The organism is Pseudomonas matsuisoli (assembly GCF_014647635.1).
Taxonomy (GTDB): Bacteria; Pseudomonadota; Gammaproteobacteria; order Pseudomonadales; family Pseudomonadaceae; genus Pseudomonas_P; species Pseudomonas_P matsuisoli.
Window position 1 is genome coordinate 616,073 of sequence record NZ_BMPO01000001.1, and the last position, 17,205, is coordinate 633,277.

The 17,205-nt window shown below is 57.8% G+C and carries 19 protein-coding genes; 16 read left to right on the top strand and 3 right to left on the bottom strand.

Annotated features, from left to right (window positions below; translation table 11 throughout):
- Nucleotides 1–274 precede the first annotated feature (274 nt).
- A complete protein-coding gene (locus tag IEY47_RS02880; RefSeq protein WP_188981621.1) occupies nt 275–1,159 on the bottom strand; it encodes a LysR family transcriptional regulator ArgP in 885 nt (294 codons plus the stop codon).
- 118 nt (nt 1,160–1,277) lie between these two features.
- Between IEY47_RS02880 and IEY47_RS02885 the strand changes: the two genes are divergently transcribed.
- Both IEY47_RS02885 and IEY47_RS02890 read left to right on the top strand, forming a co-directional pair.
- Complete coding sequence (locus IEY47_RS02885) at nt 1,278–1,889, top strand: LysE/ArgO family amino acid transporter (protein WP_188981622.1); 612 nt, start codon at nt 1,278–1,280, stop codon at nt 1,887–1,889.
- 185 nt (nt 1,890–2,074) lie between these two features.
- Nucleotides 2,075–2,656, top strand: a complete 582-nt coding sequence (locus IEY47_RS02890) for a superoxide dismutase (protein ID WP_188981623.1) — start codon at nt 2,075–2,077, stop codon at nt 2,654–2,656.
- Nucleotides 2,657–2,734: 78 nt separating this feature from the next.
- On the opposite strand, the gene IEY47_RS02895 is transcribed toward IEY47_RS02890, so the two are convergent.
- A complete protein-coding gene (locus IEY47_RS02895; RefSeq protein WP_188981624.1) occupies nt 2,735–3,613 on the bottom strand; it encodes an ATPase in 879 nt (292 codons plus the stop codon).
- 551 nt (nt 3,614–4,164) lie between these two features.
- On the opposite strand from IEY47_RS02895, the gene yaaA reads away from it, so the two are divergent.
- The 6 genes from yaaA to IEY47_RS02925 all read left to right on the top strand — a co-directional run bounded on the left by yaaA (nt 4,165) and on the right by IEY47_RS02925 (nt 9,334).
- Nucleotides 4,165–4,938, top strand: a complete 774-nt coding sequence (gene yaaA, locus IEY47_RS02900) for a peroxide stress protein YaaA (RefSeq protein ID WP_188981788.1) — start codon at nt 4,165–4,167, stop codon at nt 4,936–4,938.
- 403 nt (nt 4,939–5,341) lie between these two features.
- The gene (locus tag IEY47_RS02905; protein ID WP_188981625.1) at nt 5,342–6,793 is read left to right on the top strand and encodes a mannose-1-phosphate guanylyltransferase/mannose-6-phosphate isomerase; all 1,452 of its coding nucleotides are present in this window, start codon (nt 5,342–5,344) and stop codon (nt 6,791–6,793) included.
- Between the two features lie 51 nt (nt 6,794–6,844).
- The gene (locus tag IEY47_RS02910) at nt 6,845–7,306 is read left to right on the top strand and encodes a multidrug transporter (RefSeq protein ID WP_188981626.1); all 462 of its coding nucleotides are present in this window, start codon (nt 6,845–6,847) and stop codon (nt 7,304–7,306) included.
- A gap of 265 nt (nt 7,307–7,571) precedes the next feature.
- A complete protein-coding gene (locus IEY47_RS02915) occupies nt 7,572–7,895 on the top strand; it encodes a DUF3509 domain-containing protein (RefSeq protein WP_188981627.1) in 324 nt (107 codons plus the stop codon).
- Nucleotides 7,896–8,072: 177 nt separating this feature from the next.
- A complete protein-coding gene (locus tag IEY47_RS02920; protein WP_188981628.1) occupies nt 8,073–8,336 on the top strand; it encodes a YebG family protein in 264 nt (87 codons plus the stop codon).
- A 191-nt stretch (nt 8,337–8,527) separates the two neighbouring features.
- Nucleotides 8,528–9,334, top strand: coding sequence for a SirB1 family protein (locus IEY47_RS02925; protein WP_188981629.1), 807 nt, complete (start codon nt 8,528–8,530; stop codon nt 9,332–9,334).
- 27 nt (nt 9,335–9,361) lie between these two features.
- Here IEY47_RS02925 and IEY47_RS02930 read toward each other — a convergent pair whose 3' ends face one another.
- Complete coding sequence (locus tag IEY47_RS02930) at nt 9,362–9,826, bottom strand: flavodoxin (protein WP_188981630.1); 465 nt, start codon at nt 9,824–9,826, stop codon at nt 9,362–9,364.
- Nucleotides 9,827–10,081: 255 nt separating this feature from the next.
- Here IEY47_RS02930 and IEY47_RS02935 point away from each other — a divergent pair, with 255 nt between their 5' ends.
- From IEY47_RS02935 to IEY47_RS02970, 8 genes are all read left to right on the top strand, one after another.
- Nucleotides 10,082–10,678, top strand: coding sequence for a hypothetical protein (locus tag IEY47_RS02935; protein WP_188981631.1), 597 nt, complete (start codon nt 10,082–10,084; stop codon nt 10,676–10,678).
- Nucleotides 10,679–10,815: 137 nt separating this feature from the next.
- Nucleotides 10,816–11,382: an antibiotic biosynthesis monooxygenase gene (locus IEY47_RS02940; protein ID WP_188981632.1), complete on the top strand. Its 567-nt coding sequence runs from the start codon at nt 10,816–10,818 to the stop codon at nt 11,380–11,382.
- 141 nt (nt 11,383–11,523) lie between these two features.
- On the top strand, nt 11,524–12,231 hold the full coding sequence (gene folM / locus IEY47_RS02945; RefSeq protein ID WP_188981633.1) for a dihydromonapterin reductase: 708 nt from the start codon (nt 11,524–11,526) through the stop codon (nt 12,229–12,231).
- Nucleotides 12,232–12,257: 26 nt separating this feature from the next.
- Complete coding sequence (gene folX, locus IEY47_RS02950) at nt 12,258–12,635, top strand: dihydroneopterin triphosphate 2'-epimerase (RefSeq protein ID WP_188981634.1); 378 nt, start codon at nt 12,258–12,260, stop codon at nt 12,633–12,635.
- 36 nt (nt 12,636–12,671) lie between these two features.
- Nucleotides 12,672–12,962, top strand: a complete 291-nt coding sequence (locus IEY47_RS02955) for a DUF1244 domain-containing protein (protein ID WP_188981635.1) — start codon at nt 12,672–12,674, stop codon at nt 12,960–12,962.
- Nucleotides 12,959–13,294, top strand: coding sequence for a HopJ type III effector protein (locus IEY47_RS02960; protein WP_188981636.1), 336 nt, complete (start codon nt 12,959–12,961; stop codon nt 13,292–13,294). The genes IEY47_RS02955 and IEY47_RS02960 overlap by 4 nt, the downstream gene beginning before the upstream one ends.
- A 278-nt stretch (nt 13,295–13,572) precedes the next feature.
- On the top strand, nt 13,573–15,642 hold the full coding sequence (locus IEY47_RS02965) for a putative bifunctional diguanylate cyclase/phosphodiesterase (protein ID WP_188981637.1): 2,070 nt from the start codon (nt 13,573–13,575) through the stop codon (nt 15,640–15,642).
- Nucleotides 15,643–15,752: 110 nt separating this feature from the next.
- The gene (locus IEY47_RS02970) at nt 15,753–17,096 is read left to right on the top strand and encodes an imelysin family protein (protein ID WP_188981638.1); all 1,344 of its coding nucleotides are present in this window, start codon (nt 15,753–15,755) and stop codon (nt 17,094–17,096) included.
- The last annotated feature ends 109 nt before the right edge of the window (nt 17,097–17,205 follow it).

Sequence of the window (17,205 nt, forward strand, 5' to 3'; positions counted from 1 at the left end):
CCTGTTGAGCCATGCGGTGATTGCGCGTTGGAGCAATCGACCGTTATGGACCACCGACCTTCCGGGCCGCGGCGCGGAAGTCTGAGGACGAGATGAGGGCCTGATCTCAAGGCCGCCACCTGTCTGCAGGGTTCGGCGGTCTGCCCAAGTTGATACCGCAAAACAGCGCATAACCCAACGAATTTTTTCATGCGCGAGCACATTTATTTTTTTGAGCAGGCGGAACACCAATGCGAGGAGGCGTCGTTGCGGCAATCCACCTTAGCCGGAGCGGTTAGCCGCGCAAATCGCCCTGCCGCGTATCCATCAGTCGCTTGCCGAGCAGCTCGAGCAATGCGCCGCCATTCCGCCAGTGATGCCAGTAAAGCGGTACGTCCACCACATGGCCTGCTACCAATTCTCGAAGTGCCCCGCCACGCATTTCGTCCTTCACCTGCATTTCTGGAAGCAAGCCCCACCCAAGACCGGCACATACCATCCGGACAAAGCCTTCCGAAGAGGGGCAAAGGTGGTAAGGGAACGCGCCAGCACCTCCAAGCGAGGCGATGTACCGATGCTGTAGATAGTCATCCGGGCCGAACACGATAGCCGGCGCTCTGCCCAGCGCGATTGCATCGACCCCAGATTCGAAATGCCGCGCGATGAATGCTGGGCTCGCCAATCCAAGGTAGCGCATTGCGCCGACCGGAACCGAACGCGCACCTGCGATGGGGCGCTCGCTGGCACACAGACAAGCTGCGACCTCCCCTGCTTTCATTCGATTCAAGCCCACATCCTGGTCCTCGACGACCAGATCCAACAGCACGTTCTGCTCGATGCAAAATTCAGCGACGGCAGCTACCCACCAAGTGGCGACACTGTCTGCGTTGATCGCAATCCGAATGCGCTCCGGTGCGGGCTCTTCCAACGCCGGAACTACTGCCCGAAGGTCGCGCTCTAGCAAACGCACCTGCTGCACATGATTGAGCAGGCGGCGCCCTAGATCCGTAGTCGTCGGAGGCGTCGAACGAATCAACACCGGTTGCCCCACCCTTGCCTCTAGCAATTTTATGCGTTGCGAAATAGCCGATTGCGAAAGGCCGAGCAATGCCGCACCCCGTTCGAAACCACCCTGCTCGACGACTGCAACGAGCGCTTGCAGCAACTTATAGTCCAGCATGATTTCCCCTAATGCCTCAGTTTGAAATTCGATTTCACTTATACCGATCGCTGCGACAGACTCCAACGCCTATCGCGACTCCGCCACGGAGCCGCTCGACCAGTAATAAGAGTGAGCCATGTGGGACAGCTACATAAGCAGCTATATAAACGGTGCGCTGATCGGCGCAGGCTTGATCGTGGCTATCGGCGCGCAGAATGCGTTCGTGCTCGCTCAGAGCGTTAGACGGGAATATCACTGGCAAGTCGCGCTGACCTGCATGCTGTGTGATGCCGTCCTGATAACGGTAGGCGTATTCGGACTAGCGACCGTTCTTGCAGAAAACCACACGTTGCTAGCCGCCGTACGCTGGGGAGGCATCGCCTTCCTTCTGTGGTACAGCGTAAAAGCGCTGTCCAGGGCGCTGTCTCCACAAGGTCTGTATGCAAACCAAAACCGCGAGCGTTCGTTCGCGCGGGTGATGGCCACAACGCTTGCGGTGACGCTGCTCAATCCTCATGTCTACCTCGACACCGTGCTGCTTGTCGGCTCCCTCGGGGCGCAACAATCGTCTTCGGCCGCCTACGCGGCGGGCGCGGTTAACGCGTCCCTCCTTTGGTTTACCTTGTTGGCAGGCGGCGGCGCATTGCTATCGCGCCATCTGGCGCGCCCCGTTACCTGGCGAATTCTAGACGTACTGGTCGCGTCCATGATGCTGGTGCTGGCGTTTCGCTTAATACAAACGAGTTAGCTTCAAAAGCGCTCTGCTGCGCGGGTTAAACCGCACAGATGCTGCGTGGATAGGTCTCCGACCCGATGCTATGATCCGCCCGCTGCGGTATCCGAAGAGCATTCAAAATGCTTCACCGCACATTCAAGCCGACCGTGAACGGCACAGCGCTTGCGCACCAGTCCTGATATGACAAGGAGATAACCATGGCTTTCGAATTGCCGCCGCTGCCATACGAAAAGACCGCCCTCGAGCCCCACATTTCTGCGGAGACGCTTGAGTTTCACCACGACAAGCATCACGCCACGTATGTAAACACGCTGAATAACCTGGTCCCAGGAACGGAATTCGAGGGCAAGGACCTGGAAAGCATCATCAAGTCCTCGTCCGGCGCTGTATTCAACAACGCTGCACAGGTGTGGAACCACACGTTCTACTGGAACTGCCTCAGCCCCAACGGCGGTGGCGAACCTACAGGCGCACTGGCCGATGCGATCAATGAGTCGTTCGGCTCGTTCGAGCAGTTCAAGGAAGCATTCACCAAGACCACTATCGGCACCTTCGGTGCAGGCTGGGGCTGGCTGGTGAAGAAGCCTGACGGTTCGCTCGCACTGGCAAGCACCATCGGCGCAGGCAACCCGATGACCAGCGGCGACACACCGTTGCTCACCTGCGACGTCTGGGAACATGCGTATTACGTCGATTACCGAAACGCACGTCCCAAGTATGTTGAAGCCTTCTGGGCGCTGGTGAACTGGGAGTTCGTCTCGAAGAACTTCGCCGGCTAATCCAGCAACGACAAAAAAGCCCTCGTATTGCAGCGAGGGCTTTTTTATAAGGATAAACACAGGGAAGCGCGAGCTAACCTAGCGCGCGTTGATCTGCTGCTGAAGGCTCTGCAGCTGTCCTTGCAACGAATTTATATTGCGGGTCATCTGCCCACGGAAGGCGTCGAACTCCGCATTGTTTCGATTTTCCAACTGGCTGCGCAGTACCGTAATGTCTTGCCTGATCGCCTGGATATCGTAGTTCGGGTTTCGATCCCGCAGCTTGTTCAGGTCAGTGGCCATCGTATTCATACGCGCATTGAGCTTCTCGATCTCCGCGGAGCTGTCACCACCCGCCGATTGCGTCCCTGTTTGCTTTAACTCGGCCTGTTCGCTCGCAAGCGTTTTCTGCTGACTAGCAAGCGCCTCGGACTGCTCGGATAACTGCTTCACCTGGCTGGCCAATGCTTGCACCTGCGGACCGGCGTCATCTGCTGCACCGCGAGACGACATATCACCGCTCAAGCTATCCATGCGCTGGACCATGCTCTCCAGCTGCCCGATCAGAGCCTGCTGCTGTTTGCCCATGTCAGCCAAACGACGTTGCAACTGGCGAACCTGCCCCTGAAGCGCTTCGCTTCCTGTGGACACGTTGGACTCGTTCGCAACCACCTTTCCAGAAATGTCCTGAATCCGCCCCGCTGCTTCCTCACTGATACGCGCGAAGCTCTCTTGGGTCGCGACCAACTGCTGCTCGAGCACGGCGATTTGGCGATAACTCCACCAACCTAATACGCCTAGCGTAATCAGCAGTGCTACCACGATGGCCCAGAGTACGCCTGAACTGCGTCCCTTGACTGGCGCGTCCTCCTCGTCATATCTGGACCCCATCCGCGAGGACTCCCTATCGCCCCGCTCTCGCCTTGAAGTGACGACGCTTGGGATATCGTCCAACTCATCATAAGTATCGTTACGCATGCAGCGTCCTATACGTTCGGCTCAAAGCCACAAAGTATAAAGAGTCCAGACCGTCCTGATTCAAATGCTTCGCCGCGGTGCATCTCGCACCTTAATGAAGCATTTTAGCTACGACATTCTTGCCGTCCGCCCCGAAACTAAAGGGATTGGACTCTGGAATAAACATTGCTAGTACCGCTAAGGGTGTCGGGGGGCACCCAGCAAGGACGTAGTCCACCGTCGCTGAAATGCGGCTATCGTATCGCCTCGATGATGCGACTTTCCTGGGATTGCACGGACGCAGTCCTAGGAAACACTTAGCGTCTCCTTCAGTCCGCCACCCAAACCGTCGTTTCGGACCGCCATTTTTTCCATTTGTTTAATCCGCAACGCGCGTGATGTCTATGCATGGACTGAGCGAGCATCGCAGCCGCCGCACTTCAAGGCCCAAACGCCACGTCCCTGACAACACATCGATCTTCATGGAAGCGAGACGAATTCGCTATGGCGGATAGCTCGCTGCGGTCACCTGAACACCTCTAGAATGTGTGTTCGCATTTAGGAGACGCATGATGCTGTTGGTCATCTCACCCGCAAAAACGCTGGATTACGACAACCCACCCCCGCTTTCCGAATTCACCCAGCCACGCCATATCGATGACGCGCAACTCCTGATCGACGCGCTGCGCGACTACACACCCGCCGCCATTGCAGGTCTGATGGGACTGTCCGACAAGCTTGCTGCTCTCAACGTGGCGCGATACGAGAGCTGGTCAAAGCATTTTGATGAGTCGAATGCCAAGCAAGCCCTCTTCGCGTTCAAGGGTGACGTCTACACCGGTTTGAGCGCGGACGATTTTACTCAAGCCGATGCCGCGTTCGCACAGCGCCACCTTCGCATGCTGTCCGGGCTTTACGGGCTTTTGCGGCCGCTCGATCTCATGCAGCCTTACCGCCTGGAAATGGGAACACGCCTGCCAAACGTGAGGGGCAAGGATCTTTACGCCTTCTGGGGCGAGCGTATCACCCAGCGGCTTAACGACGACCTCAAGGCCCAGGGCGATGACTTACTGGTCAATCTCGCCTCGAACGAGTATTTCCAGGCCGTTAAATCGAGAGCGCTATCGGGCAATATCATCGACGTCGAATTTCGTGACCGCAAAGGTGATGACTACAAGATCATCAGCTTCCACGCGAAAAAAGCACGCGGGCTCATGGCACGTTATGTCATCAAGCACCGGATAGACCAAATCGACGCCCTCCGGGCCTTCGATAGCAACGGTTATCGTTACGACGACGAACGGTCCACACCGAACAAGCTCGTCTTCTTGCGCGACCCGCAATAACCCTCGAAGCGCCGGCTAGGCTGGCGCGCCGCTAATGAACTCTCCTTTGCTGCATCTCGAAATTGCTGAGCGCTCACGCTTACATTGGGTGATATGCGACCCACTCGACAATTTTTAATCGACCCCAGGGCACCAAAACGGAAAACGCCAGTCACATACCGCGTACCGACTTACCAGGTAATGGACTAGCCCCTTCAAGCCAGCGGATTTAGGCGAGTACGGTGAACCCTAATGACGATGCCATGGATTGCGCATAACCCTGTGATCCCGACACATTGCCACCGCTTCCCATTAAAAATTGCGGTGTGAGCAGAGCATCAAGCCTTGATATAGCCCGGCACTAGAACTACGCGCTGATCATCAATGCGTCACGAATCAATGAGTTACGCTCAGGAGAGAAAATATGATTCCGGTGATTTTGTCCGGGGGCAGCGGCTCCCGTCTCTGGCCACTCTCGCGCAAGCAGTTCCCGAAGCAGTTTCTGGCACTGACTAGCGAACGCACACTCTTCCAGCAGACGTTGAATCGTCTCGCCGTAGAAGGTATGGAACCTCCGGTGGTGGTGTGCAACCAGGAGCACCGTTTTATCGTCAACGAGCAGTTGGCAGGTATTGGCCAAAAGGCACAGGCGATGTTGTTCGAGCCGTTCGGCCGCAACACCGCCCCCGCGATCGCGATTGCAGCCATGAAGCTGCTGGCCGAGGATCGTGACGAACTACTACTCGTATTACCGGCCGACCACGTATTGGAAGACCAGCGGGCGTTCCAGAGAGCTCTTGCGCTGGCCGCAGAGGCCGCCCGCGAAGGTGAAATGGTGCTGTTCGGCGTCCCCGCCACGCACCCCGAAACGGGATACGGCTATATCCGTGCCACGCAAACCGAAGGCCTGCCAGAAGGCGTCGCGCGCGTTGCACAATTCGTTGAAAAGCCTGACGAAGTCCGGGCTCGCGAGTTCGTAGCGTCTGGCGACTACTTCTGGAACAGCGGCATGTTCATGTTCCGGGCGAGCCGCTTCATCGAAGAACTCAAGAAGTACGACGCCGATATCTACGATACCTGCCGCTTGGCGCTGGAACGTAGCCGTACCGATGGCGAAGAGATCCATATCGATCCAGCCACCTTTGCCCAGTGCCCTGAAAACTCCATCGACTATGCCGTCATGGAAAAAACCGAACACGCATGCGTCGTTCCGCTCAGCGCTGGTTGGAGCGATGTCGGTAGCTGGTCCTCGATTTGGGACGTTCAGAACAAGGACAGTGATGGCAACGTTGTAAAAGGCGACGTGGTCATGCATGACGCGCGCAACTGCCTGGTTCAAGGTAACGGCAAGCTCGTCACCGTTCTGGGCCTCGAAGACGTCGTCGTCGTTGAGACCAAAGATGCTGTAATGGTCGCGCACAAAGATCGCGTTCAAGACGTCAAGAAGCTTGTCGGTGAGCTTGATGCGCGTGGCCGTAAAGAGACCACCAGCCACTGTGAAGTCTATCGTCCGTGGGGCGCCTACGACTCGGTCGACAATGGCGTACGTCACCAGGTCAAGCGCATCACCGTAAAACCCGGTGCCAGCCTTTCTCTGCAGATGCACCACCACCGCGCTGAACACTGGATCGTAGTCTCGGGTACTGCACAGGTCACCTGTGACGACAAGGTGTTCCTGCTGTGCGAAAACCAGTCCACGTACATCCCAATCGCCTCGGTCCATCGCTTGGCGAACCCAGGCAAGATTCCGCTGGAAATCATCGAAGTCCAGTCGGGTAGCTATCTTGGCGAAGATGACATCGAGCGCTATGAAGATGTCTACGGTCGCACCGAGGCTGCTGAAGCAGCACCTGGCAAGACCGGCGTCGCACGCTGATGTTATGAGGCTTCGCCGCAAGGCGGAGCCTCATTGCTGTAGCAAGTCCGCATGATTGTCGGTGTATTCTTACTTATCGCATGGCTGGTTCTTCTACTGAAGTACCCGGCTAAAGCATTACCCGTCTCGCTTGCAGCGCTTTGCGCGCTCGGAATCGTCGCTGCGGTCGTCGCCTGGCAACAAACGCGCCTGGATCATCAGCTCGCGGGCCTCGACATCAGTCTGAACGTAGACACAAGGCAATGCCCTGCCACTACTCCGCTCTTCGTTACCGTACGCAATACTCAAGATGCGCCATTAATTACGCTTAGTTGGCGTACGGCCGCCTATTTTCCTGGCGATCGTAACGATCTCGCGGCCAATGATTATTCCCGCCCTCAATACTCAGCTCCACACGCCATTCCACCCGGCGAAGCCTGGACCACCTGTTTGCCCGTACCTCCATTACGCGACGGGTACCGCGCAGAAACACTTCAGTACCGAGCCGAGGCACTGGAAGGCAGCTTCGACTGATAGCCCGCCATTGCATCAATCGCTTGCACATATCGAACCTGCACATGGCTCTTGCGCCATAAACAAGCATACGCATAGGTTTTCAAGCACTTACATGACCTCGGCGTGCGGATTTCGGCCACGACAGCGCACCGCTCAGGTGCAGTAAAAGTACCGACCTTGGGGCCACTTTTGCGTTCGTCATCCAACCGCTAAGCGGGCGCGAACTTTAGCCAAAATGGGGTAGTCCATTCCCTCGCTACCCGCGACATTTCAGGACGCCGCCATGGACAACCCTTTTCAGCTCATCACTCATGCTTTCCAGGACGATTTCAGAGTGAACTTCAGCGTCGAGCGCCTCGGCGGAAGCATCACGCTCACCTTGTCTGACGATCGAGGTCTTGTAGCCAAGCGCATGATTGGCGCAAGCACACTGAAAGACAGCGTTCAACTTCAGCGGCTCATTCAAAGTGTGAAGTTTGGCATTGCCATCGAACGCGACGGGATGGCCGCTCAGATGTTATCGACGATGATCGATGGTGGGTTGTTCGACGCTACGGCAACTAACTCGCCGAACCGCCTCGGCCGAAACGCACACGCCACTCTGTAGTTATCACCGAGCAAACCGACCAAGCTTCTCCTGTCAGATTGACTTAATAGGCCAGTCCGCGAGGCGCCATACCTGCTTGTGCAGGCTCGGCGTGTTGCCACCTGAGTGCTATCCATAACGACGCTCAGCGGCTAGACTGTTCATTCATACAGTAGCCATGGATGTCAGAGGTGATGAATGGCCGTCGAAGTGGTGTATCGAAGCAGTCGAGATCAGGGCCGTCTTTTCATGGATAAGGCAGAAGCAGACCGCTACGACAAAATGCTGGAGCTGGCTGAAGGTCTGTCGGACGTGCTGCAAAAAGCCGTTCCTTCTCTTTCGGAAAAGCAGGTCGAAGACGTTGGCATCTTCATGGCGCGCAATCGCGACCTATTCGCTCGCGCCTTCAAAAATCAGCCAGATGCGTTACAAGAGATCGAAATTCCAGAAAGTAGCGGCTGATCGCCTCAACGGAAGTGTCGGCGCTCGCACGGGGCGCTTGTTATCGCTAACCAACGCTCCATCGATCATCACGCATGGCACTCACCATTCGTTTGATATCCGTCGGACGCGGGGGTCGCATGTCATAAAGCTCGGCTGGACGAAGCGGTACAAGGCGGCTAAACCCATTGGAAACGCCTTGGGAGCCCACGATGAAACCGCGCGAACGCTATTTGGCCTGCACAGCCGGGGAAAACGTATCATTGCTCGAAGCAGCCCTATGGGTCGCTGCCGAGCATGACGCTAATGCGGTGCCTCAGCGGTCGCTTGCGCAGGCGCGCGATGTCGAAGTGTCCTTGCGTATCCGGTTGCCCAACGCATCCCCTGTCGATTCGGCGCAAGCACTTCTGCGGGAAATGGCGGCACTGAGCTTTGCGCGAGACGATGATCCTTCTCCCAAGCCGCGCTCGGCGTTATTGCATCACGTACTCGAGCGAAAAAAGGGCCAGCCTTTGTCGCTCGCGATGCTCGCCCTCGAGTATGCAAAGCGACTGGATATTCCCCTCATAGGCATTAATTTTCCGGGCCATTTCCTCCTGCGCGCCACCGGTGCCGATTACTTTCTGGATCCGTGCGGCGGTCGGCGTTTGTATTTGCCGGATTGCCATGCGCTGCTGCGCCAGCAAATGGGTGCGAACGCCACTTTGAATGCACAGCATCTACAGCCTGCGACACCTCGCCAGATGCTGCTGCGGCTTTCTCGCAATTTGAGGCACTTGTACTGGCTCGCCGATGATCCCGCCGCAGCGTTGATAGACGCAAATCGCGTACTCGAGCTTGGCGAGCCACACGCAGACGATCATTTAGCAAGAGCCGAACTCTACCAACGCCTGGGTTGCCCACAAGCCGAACGGTACGATCTGGAACGAGCCTTGCTCTTGAGCGAAGACGAAAGCCAGCGGTTAATCCTGACAGCGCGCCTCGGCAGCTTTACGCAGCTCAATGAAGCGCTGCACTAACGGGAACGCGCCACATGCCAAACCGACTCAGCCCAGACGCGCCTTCAAATGCTCCGCCGTCGAGTCCAGCCAAGGTTCTGCATCGTTTTCAGGTGTAACGGTTTCACTGGCGTCGAGACGCAGCATCTCGCTTACCTCGGAAACCCCGAGCTCCGCGAACAACTCATGCATTTGCTCACCGCCCGCGCAAAACGTGTCTCCATACGCGGAATCGCCTAACGCGATAATGGCCCCGAGCAGACCTCGAAAGGACTGCGGAAGGGCATCGCGCAGCTCGTGATATAGCGGCTGAATATCGTCAGGCAACTCGCCGAGCCCCGTCGTCGAGCACACGGCAAGGAGGGCTTGCGGCTCGAAAGCCATGACCTCGTTCATGCTTGAACGGCGAAAGAGCTGTGCAGTAAACCCTTTGCTTTCAAGCCGATCCAACGCGTGTCTCGCAACCTCCTCTGCGGTGCCAAACACGCTGCCGGAAAGAATGGCGATTTTCATGCGATCTCCTGAAGCCACATCCCTCGATACGCATGTAGCCAAGCGATGTATAGATGATGACGCGTTACAGCGTCGACACGTTGCATGCATCATTATGCAGCTGGCGCCTTGGCTGTCGAACCGTCTTTGCAGACGCGCGCGTCTCATCCCGGTCGACTCGACGCCCGGATGTATTGCTTGTACCCCGCGCTGGCAGTGAGAAACCACTAAAAAGCGAACTTACGCTCATGCGCCAGTCAAACATTGACCTTTTACATGGTGCCCAACGCCGTGGCAGACAACCCGCTTCTTACCCAGGATGAACTCGACTTCATTCGCGACGTGCTCCTAAGCCCTCGAATGGGCGTCAGCCTGGCCGTACCGCGCTCCGATATCGACGCGCCACGGGCGCTCGAGCTGCTTAGACGCCTGGGTGAAAGCGGCAAACTGACCCTCGAGGCAAAGCTGGAAGAACAGCGCCTTACCTTTCCCCTGCAGGTCGTAGGGAGCGAAGCGGACCACCTCCATCTCGAGATCAGCGCACCACGTATCCTTGAGTCCGGTAAAAGGACTCGCGCCTGGCGTTTGATGCTCGACCAGCCCCTCCCCTTGCTCACCATAGATGGCGCACCCACTTCCTTGGACGTGTGGGAATTGTCCCCGGACAGCGCCCGAGTTCGACTTCGTGAGAAAAACGGCACCCTGCCACAGCGTTTCGATTTCCAGTTGCCACTGTCGGACGAGCACGCACTACCGGTTAGCGGCGAGCTGATCAGACGCATCGACCCTCGAACCGCGGCTTATCAATTGAAGATGAGCCAGGCCGAGACCGAACGCTTGCGGCATTTCTTGTTCGAACATATCGAGATGTAGGCGCCGTGAATCGGAAACCTACTCACGCGCTCATAAAACGGGAATAATCGTCGCCAGCCATATCCGCAGCCATTACCCGGCGCTGCGTGAATGAGTCGAGCCTACCCGGCACGATCGTACGATCTCTGGAGATAACCATGTCTACCGAACCCGTCACCCTGATGGTGGCGCGCCGCGTTTCTCGTGGGCGTTACCATGAATTCATTACCTGGCTTCGCGAAGGCGAACGCCTCGCCAATGACTTCCCCGGATATTTGGGCTCTGGCGTCCTGGCGCCGCCAGAAGGCGATGATGAGTTTCAGATGGTCTTTCGCTTTTCGGATGAGCAGACCATGGCCACATGGGAGCATTCCGAGTCCCGACGCGCCTGGCTGGAACGCGGCACGGGCTTGTTCGCCGACCCTTCCGAGAAAAGAGCGCATGGCCTAGACATGTGGTTCGGCCCGACGGACCGGCGCCCGCCTCGCTGGAAGCAATCGATTGCCGTATGGCTCGCCTTTTTTCCGGTGTCGCTTGTATTCAATCTGTTCTTCGGCGATGCGCTCGCGGCATTACCGTTGGTACCTCGTATCCTGCTCAGCACGCTCATTCTTACGCCGCTGATGGTTTACTTCTTCATTCCCTTGTCGACGTCCAAGCTGGCGCCCTGGCTACAGGCACAGAAACCCAGAACGACGAGAAGCACGCGAACCCGCGAGGCGTAGTTCAGCACGGCGACTCGCTCTCGCAGGCGTTTCAATGCCCCAGGTTTAGCGGCATCATGGGTCATATTCAGGTGACCCCACGCCCATACAGCGCGTTGTTTGGGCCCTACCGTACCGCATTGACCCCAGCCGAGCGCCGCCATGCCTAATTCACCTCCAATTCTCATCACCGGCGCGGCCCAGCGGCTGGGGCTGCACTGTGCCCGGCGTTTGCTCGACGACGGCGAACGGGTCATCGTGACCTATCGCACGGAAAAGCCCGCCCTCTCCGAATTACGCGAACGCGGCGCCCAGACGATTCACGCCGACCTCGGCAGCGAAACGGGCACACTGGCCTTCGTCGAGACGTTGAAGGCATCGACGCCAACGCTTCGGGCCATCGTCCATAACGCGTCGGAGTGGATTGCTGAGACGTCCGGTACGCTCGCGCAACCCTTCGAACGCATGTTCAACGTGCACATGCTTGCGCCGTACCTGATCAATACCCATTGCGCGGAGATGCTACGGCACGGCGGACCCGCAGACATCATCCATATGACCGATGACGTCGTGCGTAAAGGAAGCGCGAAACACACGGCCTATTGCGCCACCAAGGCCGGCCTGGAAAGTCTCATGCAGTCTTTCGCCGCGCGTTTTGCGCCGCAGATCAAGGTAAACGCGATCGCGCCTGCGCTGATCCAGTTCAACGAAGAGGACAGCATCGATTACCGCCAAAAAGCGCTTCTGAAATCAGCGCTCGGGATCGAGCCGGGCGCTGAAGTCATCTACCAAAGCGTACGGTATTTACTGGACAATCCGTACGTCACTGGAACCACGCTTAGTGTCAACGGCGGACGTCACCTGAAATGACCGCCTTCGCGCTGTAAGGAGAAGCAATGCCCAGACAAGAACCCGGTATGGCACGCATCAGGGTGAAGAATCTTCGCTTGCGGACGTACATCGGCATCAAGGAAGAAGAAATCGCCAATAAACAGGACGTGCTCATCAACCTGACCGTCCTCTATCCAGCCGTCGATGCCGTGCGTGATAACGATATCGAGCATGCACTCAACTACCGGACGATAACCAAAGCCATCATTCGCCACGTCGAAGAAAACCGATTCGCGTTACTCGAGCGCCTGACGCAGGAAATTCTTGACCTGGTCATGACCCACGACGCCGTACGTTACGCCGAGGTGGAAGTCGACAAACCTCATGCGCTACGGTTCGCCGAGTCGGTGTCGATCACCCTCACCGCCCACCGTGATAGCTAATGCACAATCCTACTGCCTTTGATCAAGGGTCTTGCCATGAATGACGAACAACGCCAGGAACTCGAAGCCGCAGCCTTTCGCACGCTCGTGCAGCACCTGCGCGAGCGGCCGGACGTGCAGAATATCGAATTGATGAACTTGGCTGGCTTCTGCCGTAACTGCCTGTCGAAATGGTACAAGGCGGCGGCCGACGATCTCGGATACGACATTTCGCCAGACGCGGCACGCGAAGAAATCTACGGAATGCCCTACGCCGATTGGAAAGCGAAATACCAGAAAGAAGCCACGGCGGAGCAAAAGGCCGCCTTCGACAAGAGCAAACCATGACACTCGACCAGTTCCGCCAAAGCCTCAAAAGCGGCGAGCATACGTTCGCGACCACGCTCGAATTCATCGCTGAGCATTACGACTACACGCCACGCGCATTCGCTAACGGCGAGGTTCATAACGACGCTGGGCAGAACGAAGGCTCATGTAAAACGCTAGGCGTTGCGCTGTTGGAAGCGCTGAGCGACGACGAAGCGCTGCTGGCCTTTGGCGAACACTATCGCGCCGTTCTTTTCGAGCCGGAAGGCACTGACCACGCCAACATTCGCGCCCTCCAACGCAGCGGCCTCTCAGGTGTTCGTTTCGAGTCGCCCTCAATTACGCGTCGCTGATACGGTGATCGGGCGGCTGCCGCCCGATTCCATTTCAATCCAGGCAATGCCGGTCGATCCTCGTCGGACGGCCCTTTCCTCCCGCCTCGCCTATCAATGTCCGCGCCGCTTTGCAGATATTGCCAAGCCGGCGTACCAGGCCGATAACAGCAACGAAACGCCGATAACACCTCAAGTCTTCGTTCATGTGGCCGACAACGTAACAGCGAGGCGGTTGTCGCCCTCACTTGACGCCCTACTCCCTCATTCTCGATCGGCAACACCGGAGAGTTTTGCCTTTGCCGCGCCCCATCGAACGCAGTCTTTCACGCAAGCTTCTACGCACAGTGTTGCTGTATGCACTACTGGTGGGCGTAGCATTGAGTTGCGCCCAAATCTTCTTCGATGCCTACAAGGTGCGTGGTGAGGTCGACGCCGACGCTCAACAAATCCTGTCGATGTTCCGTGAGCCTTCGACCCAGGCGATCTATAGTCTCGACCGACAAATGGCACTCCAGGTCATCGAGGGAATGTTCAACCACGAGGCGTTACTGCGTGCGGTCATCGGGCATCCGGATGAAATGGCGCTCGCGGAGAAGCTTCGCCCGTTGGCGTCCCACCCCCTGCGCTGGCTGACCGACGCTTTTCTCGCACCCGAGCGCGCTTACAGTATTCGCCTGGAAGGCGCTGCGCCCTACAGCGACTACTACGGCGAACTGTCCATCGCGCTCGACACCAGCCCATACGGCCGCGAGTTCCTCACCGACTCTGCGATCATTCTGGGTTCCGGGATGCTACGGGCGGTCGCGATGGCCTTGATCCTGTACATGATCTACCAGTGGCTGCTGACGAAACCGCTGTCGAAGATCGTCCAACATCTCTCCCGAATCGATCCTAGCCGACCCGGCGCGCAGAAGCTGCCCATGCTCGTGGGTAACGAGAAAAATGAACTTGGACTATGGATAGACACGGCCAACGATCTGTTGGACGCCATCCAGCACAGTCATAAGCTTCACCGGGAGGCGGAGGACCGGGTCCAGCGCCTGTCGCGCTATGACTTTCTAACCGGTCTTCCCAATCGCCAACAGATTCAACTGCAGCTCGACCCATTGCTTGAGTCAGCGTCCCGCCACCAGCGTCGCGTCGCTGTCCTGTGCGTGGGACTGGACGATTTCAAAGGGGTGAATGAGAAATATGGCTACGAAATAGGCGATCAACTGCTCGTTCTTCTCGCTGACCGCCTCCGTATGGGCTGCGGAAATATTGGCACGCTGGCGCGGCTGGGCGGTGATCAGTTCGCCTTGGTGCAATCCGAATTGGAGTATCCCTACGAGGCCGCCGAGCTGGCGCAACGCATGCTCGACGAGATCGATACGCCGTTCCCTTTCGAGCACGAGTCCATCAGCCTGCGCGCCACGATTGGCATCACGCTCTTCCCAGAGGACGGTGACAGCGCGGAAAAACTGCTGCAAAAGGCCGAGCAGACCATGACGCTGGCAAAGGTACGGTCGCGCAATCGCTATCAGTTCTATATCGCCAGCGTCGACCTCGAAATGCGCCGACGCCGAACCCTCGAGCAAGACCTGTACAGCGCCATCGAACAGGGCGAGCTCAGCCTGGTTTATCAGCCTCAGATCGATTATCGCGATCATCGGATCTGCGGCGTGGAAGCGCTGTTGCGCTGGAATCACCCGCAGTTGGGGTTCGTGCCTCCAGACCAGTTCATTCCTCTCGCGGAGCAGAACGGCAGCATCGTCCAGATCGGTGAGTGGGTGCTCGATCAGGCCTGCCAGCAACTGCGCGAATGGCTGGACCAGGGTTTCGTCATCCGCATGGCGGTCAACCTCTCCACTGTGCAGCTGCACCACGCCGAACTGCCCCGCCTGATCGACGACCTCATGCGCGTCTATGCCCTACCCACCGGCAGCCTGGAGCTGGAAGTCACGGAAACGGGCCTGATGGAAGACATCGCTAGCGCGGCACAGCACCTGGCCAGTTTGCGCCAGTCGGGCGCGCTCATCGCCATCGACGACTTCGGGACCGGGTACTCGTCCTTGAGTTACCTACGAAGCCTGCCGCTGGATAAGATCAAAGTCGATCGCTCTTTCGTCAACGACCTACTCGAGAGCGAGGACGATGCCATGATCGTCAAAGCCATTATCCAACTGGCACGCAACCTTGGCATGCAAGTCATCGCCGAGGGCGTCGAGAGCCTGGCGCAGGAGCAATACCTCATCGCTCAGGGCTGCCATGAAGGGCAGGGATACTTCTATAGCAAGCCGCTACCGGCCCAGGGATGCCTCGATTTCCTGCGCGAGAAGAACGGCCACTGGCCAAGCATTGAAGCCTCGCGCCCCGCTAGTCACTAACAAGAGAAGCGACCGCCCCTTTTCAAAAATGCAAATCTTTCGCATTATGTGCCGGATTTTTCGCCGCGCCGTGGCGCTCGCACATTCAAATAGCAAAGGATTTCGCCAAGATGATTCGCATGCCTCTGGCTTCCGCCAGCCTGCTCGCCGTCGCAATTGCCCTCGCTGGATGCGGAGAGGACAAGAAAGAAGCTCCTGCCCAGCAGAGCTCAGCGCCTGCCACCGAAAGCGCCGCGCCGGCGACTCCGGAAACCAAAGCGCCTTATGACGAAGCTGCAGCGAAGGCCGCCGTCAAGCACTACGCCGACATGGCCCATGCGATCTTCAGCGACGCGACCACGACCGCTCAGGAGCTCCAGAAAGCGGTAGACGCCTTCCTCGCCAACCCAAGTGCAGAAACCCAGGATGCCGCCAAGAAGGCGTGGCTGGCCGCTCGCGTTCCCTACATGCAGACCGAAGTGTTCCGTTTCGGCAACACCATCGTGGATGACTGGGAAGGCCAAGTGAACGCCTGGCCTCTGGACGAAGGCTTGATCGATTACGTCGACGCCGACTACCAGCATGCCCTGGGTAACCCGGCCGCCAGCGCCAACATCATCGCCAATACTGAAATCCAGGTTGGCGAAGACAAGGTCGACGTATCGGAAATCACCGGCGAACTGCTCGCGAGCTTGAATGAACTGGGCGGCTCGGAAGCAAACGTCGCCACGGGTTACCACGCGATCGAGTTCCTGCTTTGGGGCCAGGACCTCAACGGCACCGGACCAGGCGCGGGTGAGCGTCCATACACTGATTATGTCGAGGGTGACGGTTGCACCGGCGACCATTGCGACCGTCGTCGTACCTACCTCAAAGCAGTGACCGACTTGCTGGTCAGCGACCTGGAAGAAATGCAGGCCAACTGGGCACCGAACGTCAGTGACAATTACCGCGCTACGCTGGAAGGCGAGCCGGTCGAAAACGGCCTGCGCAAGATGCTTTTCGGCATGGGTAGCCTGTCCCTGGGCGAATTGGCAGGCGAGCGGATGAAGGTCGCGCTAGAAGCCAACTCGACCGAAGACGAGCACGATTGCTTCAGCGACAACACTCACAACTCGCACTACTACAACGGGCTGGGCATTCGTAACGTCTACCTCGGTGAGTACAAGAAAGTGGACGGCACCACATTGAGCGGTGCGAGCCTGTCCGAGCTGGTCGCGAAGGTTGACGCCGAGACAGACAAGACGCTGAAAGCGGACCTGGACGATACCCAGGCCAAGCTGCAGAAAATGGTCGACGCGGCAAACAATGGTCAGCATTTCGACCAGCTGATTGCAGCCGACAATACCGAAGGCCAGCAGCTGGTCCGTGACTCGATCGCCGCGCTGGTGAAGCAGACCGGTGCAATCGAGCAAGCGGCGGCCAAGTTGACCGTCAACGACTTGAGCCCAGACAGCGCTGATCACGAATTCTGATCATGCGCGACGGGAGCAGCATACTGCTCCCGTCCACGTTTTCGAACACATCCAGCAGGGCTTCCAATCCGGCGGCCTGTTATCCTCTCCCGCCTTTCTATGCCCGGTT

Excerpts from the sequence above, each read along its gene's own strand:
- IEY47_RS02880 (WP_188981621.1), bottom strand. The coding sequence starts at position 1,159 with ATGCTGGACTATAAGTTGCTGCAAGCGCTCGTTGCAGTCGTCGAGCAG.
- IEY47_RS02885 (WP_188981622.1), top strand. The coding sequence starts at position 1,278 with ATGTGGGACAGCTACATAAGCAGCTATATAAACGGTGCGCTGATCGGC.
- IEY47_RS02890 (WP_188981623.1), top strand. The coding sequence starts at position 2,075 with ATGGCTTTCGAATTGCCGCCGCTGCCATACGAAAAGACCGCCCTCGAG.
- IEY47_RS02895 (WP_188981624.1), bottom strand. The coding sequence starts at position 3,613 with ATGCGTAACGATACTTATGATGAGTTGGACGATATCCCAAGCGTCGTC.
- yaaA (WP_188981788.1), top strand. The coding sequence starts at position 4,165 with ATGCTGTTGGTCATCTCACCCGCAAAAACGCTGGATTACGACAACCCA.
- IEY47_RS02905 (WP_188981625.1), top strand. The coding sequence starts at position 5,342 with ATGATTCCGGTGATTTTGTCCGGGGGCAGCGGCTCCCGTCTCTGGCCA.
- IEY47_RS02910 (WP_188981626.1), top strand. The coding sequence starts at position 6,845 with ATGATTGTCGGTGTATTCTTACTTATCGCATGGCTGGTTCTTCTACTG.
- IEY47_RS02915 (WP_188981627.1), top strand. The coding sequence starts at position 7,572 with ATGGACAACCCTTTTCAGCTCATCACTCATGCTTTCCAGGACGATTTC.
- IEY47_RS02920 (WP_188981628.1), top strand. The coding sequence starts at position 8,073 with ATGGCCGTCGAAGTGGTGTATCGAAGCAGTCGAGATCAGGGCCGTCTT.
- IEY47_RS02925 (WP_188981629.1), top strand. The coding sequence starts at position 8,528 with ATGAAACCGCGCGAACGCTATTTGGCCTGCACAGCCGGGGAAAACGTA.
- IEY47_RS02930 (WP_188981630.1), bottom strand. The coding sequence starts at position 9,826 with ATGAAAATCGCCATTCTTTCCGGCAGCGTGTTTGGCACCGCAGAGGAG.
- IEY47_RS02935 (WP_188981631.1), top strand. The coding sequence starts at position 10,082 with ATGGTGCCCAACGCCGTGGCAGACAACCCGCTTCTTACCCAGGATGAA.
- IEY47_RS02940 (WP_188981632.1), top strand. The coding sequence starts at position 10,816 with ATGTCTACCGAACCCGTCACCCTGATGGTGGCGCGCCGCGTTTCTCGT.
- folM (WP_188981633.1), top strand. The coding sequence starts at position 11,524 with ATGCCTAATTCACCTCCAATTCTCATCACCGGCGCGGCCCAGCGGCTG.
- folX (WP_188981634.1), top strand. The coding sequence starts at position 12,258 with ATGCCCAGACAAGAACCCGGTATGGCACGCATCAGGGTGAAGAATCTT.
- IEY47_RS02955 (WP_188981635.1), top strand. The coding sequence starts at position 12,672 with ATGAATGACGAACAACGCCAGGAACTCGAAGCCGCAGCCTTTCGCACG.
- IEY47_RS02960 (WP_188981636.1), top strand. The coding sequence starts at position 12,959 with ATGACACTCGACCAGTTCCGCCAAAGCCTCAAAAGCGGCGAGCATACG.
- IEY47_RS02970 (WP_188981638.1), top strand. The coding sequence starts at position 15,753 with ATGATTCGCATGCCTCTGGCTTCCGCCAGCCTGCTCGCCGTCGCAATT.